The sequence below is a fragment of the Klebsiella sp. w6 genome, assembly GCF_033100215.1.
GTDB classification, from domain to species: Bacteria; Pseudomonadota; Gammaproteobacteria; order Enterobacterales; family Enterobacteriaceae; genus Klebsiella; species Klebsiella variicola.
In genome coordinates, this window is the sequence record NZ_CP136907.1 from 4182286 (window position 1) to 4196673 (window position 14388).

The 14388-nt window shown below is 59.8% G+C and carries 14 protein-coding genes; 8 read left to right on the forward strand and 6 right to left on the reverse strand.

The features are described from left to right. Positions 1–2: 2 nt before the first annotated feature. Positions 3–1181, reverse strand: a complete 1179-nt coding sequence (locus tag R0140_RS20535; protein WP_012542544.1) for a M20 aminoacylase family protein — start codon at positions 1179–1181, stop codon at positions 3–5. A gap of 540 nt (positions 1182–1721) precedes the next feature. Between R0140_RS20535 and R0140_RS20540 the strand changes: the two genes are divergently transcribed. Beyond that, positions 1722–2003, forward strand: coding sequence for a lipid-binding SYLF domain-containing protein (locus tag R0140_RS20540; RefSeq protein ID WP_228961033.1), 282 nt, complete (start codon positions 1722–1724; stop codon positions 2001–2003). Positions 2004–2067: 64 nt separating this feature from the next. Here R0140_RS20540 and R0140_RS20545 read toward each other — a convergent pair whose 3' ends face one another. Beyond that, positions 2068–2523 carry an RcnB family protein gene (locus R0140_RS20545; protein WP_008805507.1) on the reverse strand — a complete coding sequence of 152 codons (456 nt, stop codon included), beginning with the start codon at positions 2521–2523 and terminating at the stop codon, positions 2068–2070. A 168-nt stretch (positions 2524–2691) separates the two neighbouring features. Next, on the reverse strand, positions 2692–3081 hold the full coding sequence (locus R0140_RS20550; RefSeq protein WP_002892699.1) for a hypothetical protein: 390 nt from the start codon (positions 3079–3081) through the stop codon (positions 2692–2694). 271 nt (positions 3082–3352) lie between these two features. Between R0140_RS20550 and R0140_RS20555 the strand changes: the two genes are divergently transcribed. Genes R0140_RS20555 through R0140_RS20565 form a run of 3 tightly spaced genes read left to right on the forward strand, consistent with a single transcriptional unit; the run spans position 3353 to position 6354 of the window. Beyond that, complete coding sequence (locus R0140_RS20555) at positions 3353–4471, forward strand: ABC transporter substrate-binding protein (RefSeq protein ID WP_032734913.1); 1119 nt, start codon at positions 3353–3355, stop codon at positions 4469–4471. Between the two features lie 60 nt (positions 4472–4531). Then, a complete protein-coding gene (locus tag R0140_RS20560; protein ID WP_074075518.1) occupies positions 4532–5560 on the forward strand; it encodes a FecCD family ABC transporter permease in 1029 nt (342 codons plus the stop codon). Next, positions 5557–6354, forward strand: a complete 798-nt coding sequence (locus R0140_RS20565; protein WP_032734912.1) for an ABC transporter ATP-binding protein — start codon at positions 5557–5559, stop codon at positions 6352–6354. The genes R0140_RS20560 and R0140_RS20565 overlap by 4 nt, the downstream gene beginning before the upstream one ends. A gap of 40 nt (positions 6355–6394) precedes the next feature. Here R0140_RS20565 and R0140_RS20570 read toward each other — a convergent pair whose 3' ends face one another. The 3 genes from R0140_RS20570 to R0140_RS20580 all read right to left on the reverse strand — a co-directional run bounded on the left by R0140_RS20570 (position 6395) and on the right by R0140_RS20580 (position 8657). Continuing rightward, positions 6395–7537 carry an HlyD family secretion protein gene (locus R0140_RS20570; RefSeq protein ID WP_012542548.1) on the reverse strand — a complete coding sequence of 381 codons (1143 nt, stop codon included), beginning with the start codon at positions 7535–7537 and terminating at the stop codon, positions 6395–6397. Beyond that, positions 7537–7881: a DUF3302 domain-containing protein gene (locus R0140_RS20575; protein ID WP_008805501.1), complete on the reverse strand. Its 345-nt coding sequence runs from the start codon at positions 7879–7881 to the stop codon at positions 7537–7539. Before R0140_RS20575 ends, R0140_RS20570 begins: the two co-directional genes overlap by 1 nt. 134 nt (positions 7882–8015) lie before the next feature. After that, positions 8016–8657: a helix-turn-helix domain-containing protein gene (locus tag R0140_RS20580; RefSeq protein WP_072125424.1), complete on the reverse strand. Its 642-nt coding sequence runs from the start codon at positions 8655–8657 to the stop codon at positions 8016–8018. A gap of 238 nt (positions 8658–8895) precedes the next feature. Between R0140_RS20580 and R0140_RS20585 the strand changes: the two genes are divergently transcribed. The 4 genes from R0140_RS20585 (at position 8896) to R0140_RS20600 (ending at position 14378) form a co-directional block, all read left to right on the forward strand. Then, positions 8896–9819: an aminoimidazole riboside kinase gene (locus R0140_RS20585; protein WP_008805499.1), complete on the forward strand. Its 924-nt coding sequence runs from the start codon at positions 8896–8898 to the stop codon at positions 9817–9819. 166 nt (positions 9820–9985) lie between these two features. Then, positions 9986–11503 carry a carbohydrate porin gene (locus R0140_RS20590; RefSeq protein WP_012968775.1) on the forward strand — a complete coding sequence of 506 codons (1518 nt, stop codon included), beginning with the start codon at positions 9986–9988 and terminating at the stop codon, positions 11501–11503. Between the two features lie 104 nt (positions 11504–11607). Further along, positions 11608–12978: a sucrose-specific PTS transporter subunit IIBC gene (locus R0140_RS20595; protein ID WP_008805497.1), complete on the forward strand. Its 1371-nt coding sequence runs from the start codon at positions 11608–11610 to the stop codon at positions 12976–12978. Next, a complete protein-coding gene (locus R0140_RS20600) occupies positions 12978–14378 on the forward strand; it encodes a sucrose-6-phosphate hydrolase (RefSeq protein WP_194391961.1) in 1401 nt (466 codons plus the stop codon). The genes R0140_RS20595 and R0140_RS20600 overlap by 1 nt, the downstream gene beginning before the upstream one ends. Positions 14379–14388 lie beyond the last annotated feature (10 nt).

Below are 14388 nucleotides of genomic sequence, written 5' to 3' on the forward strand. Positions count from 1 at the left end.
GATTAGCGACAGTGCTTTTCCACCAGGCGGGCGAACAGCGTCGCGCCGGTGGTGATAATGTCATCGTTAAAGTCGTAGCCGGGGTTGTGCACCATGCAACCGCCCTTCTCCCCTTTCTCACCGTTGCCGAGCAGGAAGTAGCTCCCTGGGCGTTCGCGCAGCATAAAAGCGAAATCCTCGCTGGCGTTCATCGGCGAGACCGACTCCAGTACCCCTTCGCGGCCAAACACTTCCAGCGCCAGCGCCCGGGCGAAATCGGTCTCTTCAGGGCTGTTGGTTAATACCGGGTAGGAGTCGTACACCTCCACTACGCTGCTGGCGCCATAGCTTTTGGCGGTAAAGTCAGCGAGCTCGTGAATACGCTTGATCAGCAGATCGCGAATGTCCGGCTTCATCGCCCGCACGCTCAGCTCCATCACCACGCTCTCCGGAATGACGTTGGAGGCGATACCGGCCTGGAAGGTGCCGACGCTGACCACTGCCGTTTCCCCCGGCGGCACGTTGCGCGCCACGATGCTCTGCAGGGCCATCACCAGCGCCGCACCGGCGACGATCGGGTCGACGGTTCGCTCCGGATGGGCGCCGTGGCCGCCGTAGCCGGTAATCGTAATTTTGACGGTGTCCGCCGAGGCCATAAAGTTGCCGGCATAGAAGCCCAGCTTGCCCACTGGCAGCCCTGGCATGTTGTGCAAGCCAAAGATGCGTTCGCAGGGGAACTGCTCGAACAGCCCGTCTTTAATCATTAAATCGGCGCCGCCGATAGCCTCTTCCGCCGGCTGAAAAATCAGATGCACCGTGCCGTTAAACTGGCAGGCCGGCGAGGCGATGTATTTCGCCGCCGCCAGCAGAATGGTGGTATGGCCGTCATGGCCGCAGGCGTGCATTTTTCCGGGTACCGTACTGGCCCAGGGCAAATCAGTAGTTTCATGGATCGGCAGCGCGTCCATATCGGCGCGCAGGCCAATAGTACGCGGCGAGTCGCCCTTGCTCAGGCTGCCGACGACGCCGGTTTTACCGAGGCCGCGGGTGACCTGATAGCCCCACTCCGCCAGTTTGCCAGCCACCAGCTCACTGGTATTAAACTCTTCCAGACTTAATTCCGGATTGGCATGTAAATAATGACGGATAGAAATCATTTCATCTTCCGTCGCTTTAATTTCGGGGATTACATAATCACTCATGCCGTTCTCCGGGAAATAAATTAAGGACTTAACACGGTAACGTGGTGGAAACTTTATGCAAGCAGCATTTCTAATACCTGGAATGAACTCATCTTATTTAATAATCCGCACATTACAGAGTAATAAATAATAAAAATAGTGAAATTTAAAAATAAACGTTTATTTTATGGAGGATTTACCGTTATTTAACCTACCATTCCCGACCATATTCAGATTTAAATAAAATAAACGTGTATGAAATTACAGACGCTTTCCCTCGCCGCCATCGTCATGCTAGCGGGCTGCAGCGCGCAGGGCGATACCGCCAGCCAGCAGCGGGCCAGCATCCAGAAGATGCGCAGCGAAACCCTCAACAAGCTTTACGCCCTGCAGCCTGAGGCCCGCAGTGATATTCAGCATGCGAAGGGGTATGCGGTGTTTGCCAATAACAGCAGCAAGATCCTGCTGTTCGGGTTTGGCAGCGGTTACGGCGTGGTGCGGAATAAGGCCACCGGGAAGGATACCTATATGAAAATGGCCCAGGGCGGCGCCGGCCTGGGGATGGGGATTAAGCAGCAGCGCACGGTGCTGGTTTTCCATGATAAAGCGGCCCTGGAGACCTTTATTCGCCAGGGATACATGGTTGGCGCCGATGCGAATGCCGCCGCAAAATATGATGACAAAGGCATCGCGCCGATCGCCGCCTCCACCAGCGGCGTGGCGTCAGATACCGCCTCCCTGCCCTCGAAGGTCAACGTCTACGACCTGACCGAAAAAGGGCTGGCCGCCCAGGCAATGATCAATGGTTATAAATACTGGCCGGATGCTGCGCTGAACCCGTAGCTTTCCGCGAGTGCGCCATCGCCGGTTCAGGCTTTCCCTGACCCGGCGTCGCGGAGCAGCGCATTTAGTGGCCGAGGGCGCCGCTCACCAGAATCGAGGTGATGATCCCGGTCGCCGCAGCGATCAGCACATAGTTACCGTCGATATAGGACCAGTGATGGCCTTCCGGCGGGGGCGGCAGGCCGCGGTCGCTCCAGTCGCGGACGCGATATTCATCGCCACGGAACGGCGCCGGAGCCGGGTGTCCTTTGCGGAAATCGTTCCCGCGCCAGGCGAAATGGTCCTGCTCATGACGTGCCTGATCGCGTTTGCCATGACCGTCGCGATCCGGGCCACGCTGGTCATGGTCGCCCTGATGATGCGCGTCAGGTCCGCCCTGCGGCGCATGCCCATCATGGTCCGGACCGTTCTGCCACACCGTTGGCTGCCCCGGGCGATGGCCGTCGTTCGGGCCATCGGCAAAGGCCGGGACGCTCAGCACACACGATAAAATTACTGCCAGAGAAATCATCTTTTTCATGGTACACCTCCTGATTCAGCTCCTTTGTACCGGGCAAATGTGAAGAAAGAGTGAGTAACTGGTTAACCAGGACGATTCCTGGCATCGGCTGTCGGGAAGAGGTTGTGCTGATGGCGGGGCAATAAAAAAGGCCGCTTTCGCGACCTTGATTCAGACAGGTAAAAGGACTTATTCAGTCACTTTATTTTTTAACTCTTCGGCGCCGGTTTTGGTTTTATCCCAGCCCTTTTCCGCACCGGATTTGGTGGCATTCCAGCCTTTTTCACTGACCTCTTTGGTCTTATCCCACCCCTTCTCGGTGCCTTCTTTGGTCTTGTTCCAGGTTTTCTGCGCGCCTTCGCTCACCTGGCTGCCAACGCTGTCCTGCTTGCCTTCGGCAGCATGTTTCGCCTTCAGCTGCTGCTCTTCGCCCTCATGCTGGGCCTGGTGCAGCTTCTCTTTGGCGGTGTTGGCATTGGCATTCGCCGCCGCGACGGTATCATCTGTTGCATGTGTTGTCGCAGCAAAAACCGGAGCTGCAACCAGAATAGCCGATAACGCAATCATTGCTTTTTTCATAATATCCTCTCTCACGTGTCGTGTTATGAGTCGCATTCAGGATGGCACAACGAACCGGGGATGACATTAGGAATTAGCCTGAAAAACGTCTTCGACCTCCAGCCATGGCAGAAAATGCTGCCGCCGTGCGCGCCCTGTCGGCGTTGGCATAATTTCCAACATGTTTGTTACATTTTATGAAATTTGTCCTTGATATACTTGCCGTTGATGTTTGTTCGAGAATAATTATCAGAATCATTATATTTATAAATTGGCAAACGGAACTCCTTTTATGGCAAGAAAATCAGTAAGATCGCTGTTACTTACTGCGCTGATCGCGACGCCCCTCTTCAGCTATGCAACCCAATATCCCCTGACGGTCACTGACCTCGACGGCCGGCAGGTCACCCTGGCCAAAGAGCCGCAGCGTATTATTTTGCAGGATGGCCGCGACATTATGACCCTCGCCCTGCTGGACCGGGACAATCCGTTTAAACGGCTGGTGGCATGGAATAATCTGGCGAAAAAGCAGGATGTTGCCACCTGGCAGATGCTGAAAGCGACGTGGCCGCAGTCGGCCACGATCCTTGACATGGGCTTCAGCGACAAAGGGAACGTCGATCTTGAAAGCGTCATCGCCCGTCAGCCGGATCTGATGATCGCCCAGCTGCGCGCCAGGCCAGCGCTGATGGAGAGCGGCGTCATCGACAAGCTCAGCGCCCTGCACGTTCCGGTGCTGTTTGTCGACTATGAGATCGACCCGGCGAAAGATACCGCCCCCAGCATCGACCTGCTGGGCAAAGTCCTTAACCGCGAGAGCCAGGCCAAAGCCTTTACCGATTACTATCGTCAGCAGCTGCAGACGATTCGCCAGAAAACCGCGGCCATCACGCCGAAGGCCAACGTCTTCGTGGAAGCGCTGGCCGGCAACAGCGACGCCTGCTGCTTTACCCACGGCCACAGCGGCTGGGGCGGGCTGGTGGAGGCGGTCGGGGCGAACAATATCGGTTCGCAGCTGCTGCCGGGCGCCTCCGGGTTCGTCTCGCTGGAGAAAATCATCAGCATGAAGCCCGACGCCTGGATCATGACCGGCTCGAAGCGCGGCAACAGCCAGGTGCTGCCCCTGGGTTATGAGGTTAAGCCGGAGGCGGTGAAGGCCCAGGCGCAGATCCTGCTGGCGCGACCTGGGGTCAGCCAGATCCCGGCGGTACAGGCAAAGCGGGCCTATGGCGTCTATCACCACTTCTATAACCACCCGTGGAATATTGTCGGCATGGAATACCTGGCGAAAGATATCTACCCGCAGGCCTTCGGCGATCTCAACCCGGATGAGACTTACCATTATATCGTGCGCCATTTCACCGACCTGCCGGACCAGCCGTTCGTCTTCTCCTGGCAGCAGAGCGAGTAATCCGGCATGCGTTTAACCTCCGACTCCGTGCTCGACGGGCTGCCCGCCGGGACCTCTGGCGTGATAGATGACTATCGCCGTATCGTGCGTCGCCGTCTGCTGCTGATGCTCCTGCTGGCGCTGTTGATTGTCGCGTCGCTGCTGCTCGATTTTATGCTCGGCCCCTCCGGTCTGCCGCTGCAGAGCCTGTGGCAGACGTTAACCGATCCGGCCAGCGCCGATCCGGGCACGCGCGCCATCGTCTGGGATATCCGTCTGCCCTATGCGGTGATGGCGATTATCGTCGGCCTGGCGCTGGGACTGGCCGGCGCCGAAATGCAGACCATCCTCAATAACCCGCTGGCCAGTCCGTTTACCCTTGGCGTCTCCTCGGCTGCGGCGTTTGGCGCCGCGCTGGCGATTGTGCTGGGTATTGGCCTGCCCGGTATTCCCGGCCAGTGGTTTATCTCGGCCAACGCCTTTATCTTCGCCCTGCTGGCGGCCCTGCTGCTGGACGGCATCACCCGCTGGACCCAGGTGGCCACCTCCGGGGTCATCCTGTTCGGCATCGCGCTGGTCTTTACCTTTAACGCCCTGGTCTCGATGCTGCAGTTCATCGCCAACGAAGACACGCTGCAGGGGCTGGTGTTCTGGACCATGGGCAGCATCGACCGCGCCTCCTGGAGCAAAGTCGCCATCCTGCTGGTCGCCCTGGCGCTGGTGATGCCCCTGTCGCTGCGCAGCGCGTGGAAGCTGACCGCCCTGCGGCTGGGCGAGGACCGGGCCATCAGTTTTGGTATTAACGTTCGCCGCCTGCGCCTGACCACGCTGCTGCGGATCAGCATACTGTCGGCGCTTTCGGTGGCCTTTGTCGGGCCAATCGGCTTTATCGGCCTGGTGGCGCCGCATATTGCGCGGATGCTCTTCGGCGAAGACCATCGCTTTTATCTGCCCGCCAGCGCGCTGATCGGCGCTCTGGTGCTCTCCCTGGCCTCCATCGCCTCGAAGAACCTGATCCCGGGGGCCATTATTCCGGTGGGGATCGTCACTTCCCTGGTCGGGGTCCCGTTCTTTTTGAGCATTATTTTACGTCATCGGGGGCAGGTATGAGCGACCAGACGTTATCCGGGCTGTCGCTGTCTTACTTCAGCGCCGGCTACCCCAGACGCAAGGTGATCGAGAACCTGACGGTTCCCCATCTGCCGCGAGGGAAAATCACCGCGCTGCTGGGGCCAAACGGCAGCGGTAAATCAACGTTAATGCGGGCGATGGCGGGTCTGGGACCCTGCCGCGGCGAGCTGCTGCTGGAGGGGGAAAATCTGCTGACGCAGCCGTTCTCACGTCGCGCAGAGCAGGTGGTCTATCTTCCGCAGACGCTGCCCGCCGGCGTGCATCTGCATGTGCTGGAGTCGATTATCGTCGCCCAGCGCGCCGCCGGAGGACGCCACAGTCCGCAGCACCAGGAGGAGGTGATGGCGCTGCTGCGGCAGCTGGGGATTGCCCATCTGGCGATGAGCTACCTCGATCAGCTCTCCGGCGGGCAAAAGCAGCTGGTGGGTCTCGCTCAGTCGCTGATCCGCCAGCCGCGCCTGCTGCTGCTCGACGAACCGCTCAGCGCCCTTGACCTCAACTACCAGTTTCACGTGATGGATCTGGTACGCCGGGAGACCCAACGGCGCAACATCGTAACCCTGGTGGTGGTGCACGATATCAATATTGCCCTGCGTCATGCCGACCACGTGCTGATGCTCAAGGCGGGCCAGTTGCTCGGCGACGGCACCCCGGCCGCGGTCATCACCCCCGAGACCCTGGCGGCCGTCTATGGGGTGCGCGGGCGTATTGAACCCTGTTCGCAGGGGGTGCGGCAGGTCATTATTGACGGCCTGGTGGACAGCGAGGCCTGACTGCGGCGCGGGGCGGCACGTCCGCCCTGCGCCCGCCGGCTTAGTGATCGAGATAGAGGTAGTTTTCCCAGCTTTTCATGCGGATCAGGATCTTCCTGATCAGCGACAGCTCTTTCAGGTGATCCGAGTAGACCGCCGCCTCAAGGGTGGCCCCCTGCGGCAGAGCGTATTCGGCAAATCGCGGATCGGTCACCTTCAGCACCACCAGCGCCCGGCCATGGGTATTGAGCGCGTCTGTGGTCAGCAATTTGCCCTGCCCCTGAAACTGACTCTCGCCAATCGCCGGCAGCACGTCGGCCACTTCTCCGCGAAAGACGGTGCCTGGGATGGCCGGAAACATCAGCTCCGCGGGCTCGCCTTTGTGCAGACGCTGCAGGGCGTTCTGGCGAAATGCCGCGACGTACTCCCGCGAGGCGGCGCCCTCCACCGGCACAAAGGTCATCAGCGGGATCATCCCCAGGGCAGTGGACATGGTGCCCGGCCGTAAGCCGACGGTACTGACATAGCCATCCTCCGGGGCACGGACGACGGTGTTCTCCAGCTGAAACTGCGCCTTTTGCAGCTGCGCCAGCAGGGAGGCCACGGTGGTATTTTTGCCCTTCACCACCGAGTCCAGCGCGTTGCGCGCCTGCACCACCTTTGCCTGAGCCGCGCTGACGCTGGCTTCATCGGCCTTCCACGTCTGCAGACGGGTATCAACCATTTGATCGGAGAAGGCGCCCTGGGCATGACCCTCCCGATAGCGGGCATATTCCCGCCGCGACTGGTCGCGCTGGGCCACCGCTCTGCTCAGCTCGGCCTGCGCCTGGCTTAACGCCGCGTTTAAGGAGAGCGCATCCTGACTGGCCGCTTTTATCTGCGCCTGCAGATCGTCTACTTTTGCCTGGAACGGCGTCGGGTCGAGGGTAAACAGCACATCGCCCTTATGCAGCATCTGGTTAGGCTTCACCGGTACGCTCTGCACCCGGCCGCGCACCTGCGACACAATCGGCACGGTGCGAAACACCTGGTTACCAACGTCGGTATACGGGAAGTTGTAGTTCATCCCGAAGATCACCGCGCCAATCAGGGCGATACCGCCGAGCACCGCCGTCGGTACGGTCCACTTATTGAGCGGGATGCGGAAGACCTTAAACACCACAATGCACAACGCGGCGTAGGTCAGTAACATTAATGTTTCCATTAGTTTGCCTCCTCCGCTTTCAGCGCAGCCACCTCGCGCTGGACCTGTTCCAGTTGCTGGACCACCGTTTCCAGACGCTGATGCAGCGCCTGCTGATCGTCGGCAATGTGGCGCATTCCCCACCCGCGATCTTCGCGCCACAGTGTTGCCCAGATCCATAACAAAGGCCACAGCGCGTGCAGGGTAAATAAGCTAACCCAGCCGGCATAATGAATCGCATCCTGATGAGGATGGCGCCGCTCTTTGGCAATTTCATAAGGAATATCGTGAATAACAATCACGCCATAAAACAGTATTAAGGCCACGGCGATCAGAATGGCCAGCGCAACATAATCCAGGGTCATAAAATAACTCCAGAGTGAAAGGTTAACTAAATAAAACAGCCAGATTCAGACGTAACGGGGCCGGGGAAAAAGCGCGCTTAGCGCTTTCCCTGGCGGTGATAGCAACGTGATGGCGTGAATCTGCCGAATCGGGTTCAGAATTTCTCAGGAATATGACGGTCGATGGAGATCAGCTTGCCTTTTTTCACCGTGATATATCCCCCCTCGCGCAGCGCGGCCAGCACCTGGTACACATAGCTGCGCGAGAGATTGGTTCGTTTAATAATAAATGCCGACAGGCTCTCATGCTGACCACCATCGATTTCGCTGCGATATAGATAGCGCGACAGCATCGATTTAATGGTCTGAAAACTGGTCTGGCTGCCGCGTTCATAGTGGGCATCAAGGGCAAATATGCCCATATAGGCCAGGATCGTGGTCAGCTCTTGCATATAGCCCGGCGACGAATGAAAGAATATTCGCTCAAAATCGCTGGCGGTTATTTTCGCCAGCTGGCATTCGCCCAGACACCGATAATAGAGCGCGACCGACGGACAATAATGTTCCAGTAATCCTAACGGCATATGCGCGATAACAATCCCGACCAGGTTCTGCTCATCACCAAAGGCCAACGTCATTTGCCCCTGCAGCAGAAAGTAGAGATAGCCCGGCTGCGGAATAAAGCCCTGGTCTTTGCCCAAACTCAGCGTTTCACTGCAGGCGATCACCGCCGGCAGATGCGTGGTCAGCGTCAGCTTCTGGTACCGATCGTAAATATCGCCAAAACTGAGGTTCATCGCGCTGCGCACTCCTTTACCTTTGGCCACCGCGGCGGGGCTAACCGCGACCTGTTGAACTATACCTAAGCGGGTGGGGAAGGAAAAGTCCAGATCTGGAGTGGCGAAATATTCCGCCTGGCTCACATTTTTTACCCTCGCCTCCCTGTTTCGTGACCCGATCGTTCCGCTTACCGGTGGGCTATGCTTTAATTAGCTAAACCGGTTTAACATAGTTTAGCTAAGAGGAATTTGTCGAATGAATGGAAAAATCTGGGTACTCGGCGATGCGGTCGTTGATCTCCTGCCCGATGGCGAGGGCCGCCTGCTGCAATGCCCCGGCGGCGCACCGGCCAACGTCGCGGTCGGCGTGGCGCGGCTCGGCGGCGACAGCGGGTTTATTGGCCGCGTCGGCGACGATCCCTTCGGCCGCTTTATGCGTCACACCCTGGCGCAGGAGCAGGTCGATGTGAATTATATGCGCCTCGACGCCGCGCAGCGCACCTCCACGGTGGTGGTCGATCTCGATCAGCACGGGGAGCGCACCTTTACCTTTATGGTCCGTCCGAGCGCCGACCTGTTCCTTCAGCCCGAGGATCTCCCGCCGTTTGCCGCCGGCCAGTGGCTGCACGTCTGCTCCATCGCTCTCAGCGCCGAGCCGAGCCGCAGCACGGCATTCGCGGCAATGGAGGCGATAAAACGCGCCGGGGGCTATGTCAGCTTCGACCCCAATATCCGCAGCGACCTGTGGCAGGATCCGCAGGACCTGCGTGACTGTCTCGACCGGGCGCTGGCCCTCGCCGACGCCATAAAACTCTCGGAAGAGGAGCTGGCCTTTGTCAGCGGCAGCGACGACATCGTCAGCGGCATCGCCCGGCTGAACGCCCGCTTCCAGCCGACGCTGCTGCTGGTGACCCAGGGCAAAGCGGGGGTCCAGGCCGCCCTGCGCGGGCAGGTTAGCCACTTCCCCGCTCGCCCGGTGGTGGCCGTTGATACCACCGGCGCCGGCGATGCCTTTGTCGCCGGGCTGCTCGCCGGCCTCGCCGCTCACGGTATCCCTGACAACCTCGCCGCGCTGGCTCCCGACCTTACGCTGGCGCAAACCTGCGGCGCGCTGGCCACCACCGCCAAAGGCGCCATGACCGCCCTGCCCTACAGGGACGATCTTCAGCGCTCGCTGTGATCCCGTTGGGCCGGCTAACGGCCCACTTTGCTGGCGACATCACAATTCTTAAACCGGTTTAGCAATTTTTATTTTCACCGCGTTACTGACATGTTTACCATATTAACTAAACCGGTTTAGCAAAAGTTAGCACACTCACTGATTTTCACCTTTGGATGTCAACAGCATGTATAAAAAACGGAAGTTAGCCATTCTTATTGCTTTGCTAACCGGCACCGCCGCCGCCCATGGGCAGACAGACCTGAACAGCATTGAAGCGCGTCTCGCCGCCCTGGAAAAACGCCTGCAGGACGCCGAAACCCGCGCCAGCACTGCCGAAAGCCGTGCCGCCTCGGCGGAGCAGAAAGTTCAGCAGTTAACCCAGCAGCAGCAGCAAACCCAGGTCACCACCCAGCAGGTGGCCAAGCGCACCACTCAGCTGGAAGAAAAAGCCGAACGGCCTGGCGGCTTTGAGTTCCACGGCTATGCCCGTTCCGGCGTGATCATGAACGACTCGGCCGCCAGCACCAAATCCGGCGCTTATATGACCCCCGCCGGGGAGACCGGTGGCGCCATTGGTCGTCTGGGCAACCAGGCCGACACCTATGTGGAAATGAACCTCGAACATAAACAGACGCTGGACAACGGGGCGACCACCCGTTTCAAAGTGATGGTGGCCGACGGGCAAACCACCTATAACGACTGGACGGCAAGCAGCAGCGACCTGAACGTGCGCCAGGCGTTTGTCGAGCTGGGCAACCTGCCCACCTTCGAAGGCCCGTTCAAAGGCGCAACCCTGTGGGCCGGGAAACGCTTTGACCGTGACAACTTCGACATCCACTGGATTGACTCGGATGTGGTGTTCCTCGCCGGGACCGGCGGCGGGATCTACGACGTGAAATGGAACGACAGCCTGCGCAGCAACTTCTCGTTATACGGCCGCAACTTTGGCGATATCGCTGACAGCAGTAACAGCGTGCAGAACTATATCGTCAGCATGAATAACTTTGCCGGCCCGGTGCAGATGATGGTCAGCGGGATGCGGGCGAAAGATAATGACGAACGCCAGGACACGAACGGCAATCTGGTGAAAGGCGATGCCGCTAACACCGGGGTCCATGCTCTGCTGGGCCTGCACAATGAGAGCTTCTATGGCCTGCGCGACGGGACCAGCAAAACGGCCCTGCTGTACGGCCACGGGCTGGGCGCCGAGGTTAAAGGCATCGGCTCCGACGGTGCGCTGCGCCCGGGGGCCAATACCTGGCGCTTCGCCAGCTACGGCACGACGCCGCTGAGCGATCGCTGGTTTATTGCCCCGGCCGTGCTGGCGCAGAGCAGTAAAGATCGTTATGTCGATGGCGACAGCTATCAGTGGGCCACTCTCAACCTGCGTCTGATTCAGGAAGTGACGCAGAATTTCGCCCTAGCCTGGGAGGGCAGCTATCAGTACATGGATCTGCAGCCTGAAGGCTACAACGATCGCCACGCGGTGAACGGCAGCTTCTACAAGCTGACCTTCGCCCCAACCTTCAAGGTGGGCAGCATCGGCGACTTCTTCTCGCGTCCGGAGATCCGCTTCTATACATCGTGGATGGACTGGAGCAAAAAACTGGATAACTACGCCAACGATGATGCATTAGGCAGCAACGGGTTCAAATCGGGCGGCGAATGGTCGTTCGGTATGCAAATGGAGACCTGGTTCTGACGGTAACCCGGACGACAGGGTAAGTAACACATAAATATAAGGTTCGCGGTGCCTGCCACGGCCGGCACCGCCCACGCCATATCATCATGCATTCAGAGGGTACTATGGATTTTGATCAGATTTCCCGCTCACTGCTTCCCCTGTTGGGCGGCAAGGAAAATATCGCCAGCGCCGCGCACTGCGCCACCCGCCTGCGGCTGGTGCTGGTCGACGACGCGCTCGCCGACCAACAGGCCATTGGCAAAATCGACGGGGTGAAAGGCTGCTTTCGCAATGCCGGACAGATGCAGATCATCTTCGGCACCGGGGTGGTCAATAAAGTCTATGCCGCCTTTATCCAGGCCGCAGGCATCAGCGAATCAAGCAAATCCGAAGCCGCCGACCTGGCCGCGAAAAAGCTGAACCCGTTCCAGCGCATCGCCCGCCTGCTGTCCAACATTTTCGTACCGATCATTCCCGCCATCGTCGCCTCCGGCCTGCTGATGGGCCTGCTGGGGATGGTGAAAACCTACGGCTGGGTCGACCCGAGCAATGCTATCTATATCATGCTGGATATGTGCAGCTCGGCAGCGTTTATCATTCTGCCGATCCTGATCGGCTTTACCGCCGCCCGCGAATTTGGCGGTAACCCTTATCTGGGCGCGACCCTTGGCGGGATCCTCACCCACCCGGCGCTGACCAACGCCTGGGGCGTCGCCGCCGGCTTCCACACCATGAATTTCTTCGGCATCGAAGTGGCGATGATCGGCTACCAGGGTACCGTCTTCCCGGTGCTGCTGGCGGTGTGGTTTATGAGCATGGTCGAGAAACGGCTGCGCCGCGTTATCCCTGACGCGCTGGACCTGATCCTCACCCCGTTCCTGACGGTGATTATCTCCGGCTTTATCGCCCTGCTGCTGATCGGCCCGGCCGGTCGCGCGCTCGGCGACGGTATTTCGTTTATCCTCAGCACGCTTATCAGCCACGCCGGCTGGCTGGCGGGCCTGCTGTTCGGCGGCCTCTACTCGGTGATCGTCATTACCGGTATCCATCACAGCTTCCATGCCATCGAGGCGGGTCTGCTGGGCAACCCATCGATTGGCGTCAACTTCCTGTTGCCGATCTGGGCGATGGCCAACGTCGCTCAGGGCGGCGCCTGCTTTGCGGTGTGGTTTAAAACCAAAGATGCCAAAATCAAAGCCATCACCCTGCCGTCGGCGTTTTCGGCGATGCTGGGGATCACGGAAGCGGCAATCTTCGGGATTAACCTGCGCTTTGTGAAGCCGTTCATCGCCGCGCTGGTCGGTGGTGCCGCCGGCGGCGCCTGGGTGGTGTCAATGCACGTCTATATGACCGCGGTGGGCCTGACGGCGATCCCGGGGATGGCCATCGTGCAGGCCAGCTCGCTGCTGAACTACATTATCGGAATGGCGATCGCCTTCGCCGTGGCCTTCATGCTCTCTCTGACGCTGAAATACAAAACGGACGCTGAATAATGTCATTACCGTCACGCCTGCCTGCGATCCTGCAGGCCGTTATGCAGGGCCAGCCGCAGGCGCTGGCCGACAGCCATTATCCGCAATGGCATCTGGCGCCGGTCAGCGGACTGCTGAACGATCCCAACGGCTTTTGCCAGGTCGCCGGGCGTTACCACCTGTTTTATCAGTGGAACCCGCTCGCCTGTGACCATACCTATAAGTGCTGGGGACACTGGAGTTCAGCCGATCTGCTGCACTGGCGGCATGAACCTATCGCCCTGATGCCGGACGAAGAGTATGACCGCAACGGCTGCTACTCCGGCAGCGCGGTCGAGTTCGAGGGCGCCCTGACCCTGTGCTACACCGGCAACGTGAAATTCCCCGACGGCGGGCGTACCGCCTGGCAGTGCCTGGCGACAGAGAATGCCGATGGCACCTTCCGCAAGCTGGGGCCGGTGCTGCCGCTCCCTGACGGTTACACCGGCCATGTACGCGACCCCAAGGTGTGGCAGCAGGACGGGCGCTGGTACATGGTCCTCGGCGCGCAGGATTTGCAACAGCACGGTAAAGTGCTGCTGTTCACCGCCAGCGATCTGCGGGAGTGGTGCCTGGTGGGCGAGATCGCCGGACATGGCGTTAACGGTCTGGCGAACGGCGGCTATATGTGGGAGTGCCCGGATCTCTTTCCGCTGGCGGATACCCACCTGCTGATCTGCTGCCCGCAGGGGCTGGCCCGTGAAGCGCAGCGCTTTCTCAATACCTATCCTGCGGTGTGGATGGCAGGCCGCTTCGACGCCGAGCGCGGCACCTTCGACCACGGCCCGCTGCACGAGCTGGACAGCGGGTTTGAGTTCTACGCGCCGCAGACCATGCTGGCCGAGGATGGCCGCCGTCTGCTGGTCGGCTGGATGGGCGTCCCGGACGGGGAAGAGATGCATCAACCCACCCGCGCACAGGGATGGATCCACCAGATGACCTGCGTGCGCGAGCTGGAGTGGCAGGCGGGCACCCTGTATCAGCGCCCGCTGCGCGAGCTGGCCGCTCTGCGCGAGGAAGCCCAGGGCTGGCGCGGGCAGACCCTGCCCCTCGCCCCGATGGAGCTGGCCTTTGACATCGCCCCCAACAGCACGCTGGGGCTGGACTTTGCCGGCGCCCTGCAGCTTACCGTCAACCGTGACGGCCTGCGTCTGTCGCGCCGCGGGCTGCAGACCGCCGAGATGCATCACCGCTACTGGCGCGGCGAAGCGCGGCGCCTGCGGATCTTTATCGACCGCTCCAGCGTGGAAATTTTCATCAACGATGGCGAAGGGGTGATGAGCAGCCGCTTCTTCCCGGGCTATCCGGGGCAGTTAATCTTCAGCGGTGCGACGCCGGTGGCATTCTGCCGCTGGCTGCTGCGGCCATGCATGGTAGTATAAGCGTTTTGCT

Bases quoted from the DNA above. Each gene is read 5' to 3' on its own strand.
- R0140_RS20570 (WP_012542548.1), bottom strand. From the start codon at position 7,537: ATGGAAACATTAATGTTACTGACCTACGCCGCGTTGTGCATTGTGGTG.
- R0140_RS20590 (WP_012968775.1), top strand. From the start codon at position 9,986: ATGTATAAAAAACGGAAGTTAGCCATTCTTATTGCTTTGCTAACCGGC.
- R0140_RS20550 (WP_002892699.1), bottom strand. From the start codon at position 3,081: ATGAAAAAAGCAATGATTGCGTTATCGGCTATTCTGGTTGCAGCTCCG.
- R0140_RS20540 (WP_228961033.1), top strand. From the start codon at position 1,722: ATGGGGATTAAGCAGCAGCGCACGGTGCTGGTTTTCCATGATAAAGCG.
- R0140_RS20575 (WP_008805501.1), bottom strand. From the start codon at position 7,881: ATGACCCTGGATTATGTTGCGCTGGCCATTCTGATCGCCGTGGCCTTA.
- R0140_RS20580 (WP_072125424.1), bottom strand. From the start codon at position 8,657: ATGAACCTCAGTTTTGGCGATATTTACGATCGGTACCAGAAGCTGACG.
- R0140_RS20595 (WP_008805497.1), top strand. From the start codon at position 11,608: ATGGATTTTGATCAGATTTCCCGCTCACTGCTTCCCCTGTTGGGCGGC.
- R0140_RS20545 (WP_008805507.1), bottom strand. From the start codon at position 2,523: ATGAAAAAGATGATTTCTCTGGCAGTAATTTTATCGTGTGTGCTGAGC.
- R0140_RS20565 (WP_032734912.1), top strand. From the start codon at position 5,557: ATGAGCGACCAGACGTTATCCGGGCTGTCGCTGTCTTACTTCAGCGCC.
- R0140_RS20535 (WP_012542544.1), bottom strand. From the start codon at position 1,181: ATGAGTGATTATGTAATCCCCGAAATTAAAGCGACGGAAGATGAAATG.
- R0140_RS20585 (WP_008805499.1), top strand. From the start codon at position 8,896: ATGAATGGAAAAATCTGGGTACTCGGCGATGCGGTCGTTGATCTCCTG.
- R0140_RS20555 (WP_032734913.1), top strand. From the start codon at position 3,353: ATGGCAAGAAAATCAGTAAGATCGCTGTTACTTACTGCGCTGATCGCG.
- R0140_RS20600 (WP_194391961.1), top strand. From the start codon at position 12,978: ATGTCATTACCGTCACGCCTGCCTGCGATCCTGCAGGCCGTTATGCAG.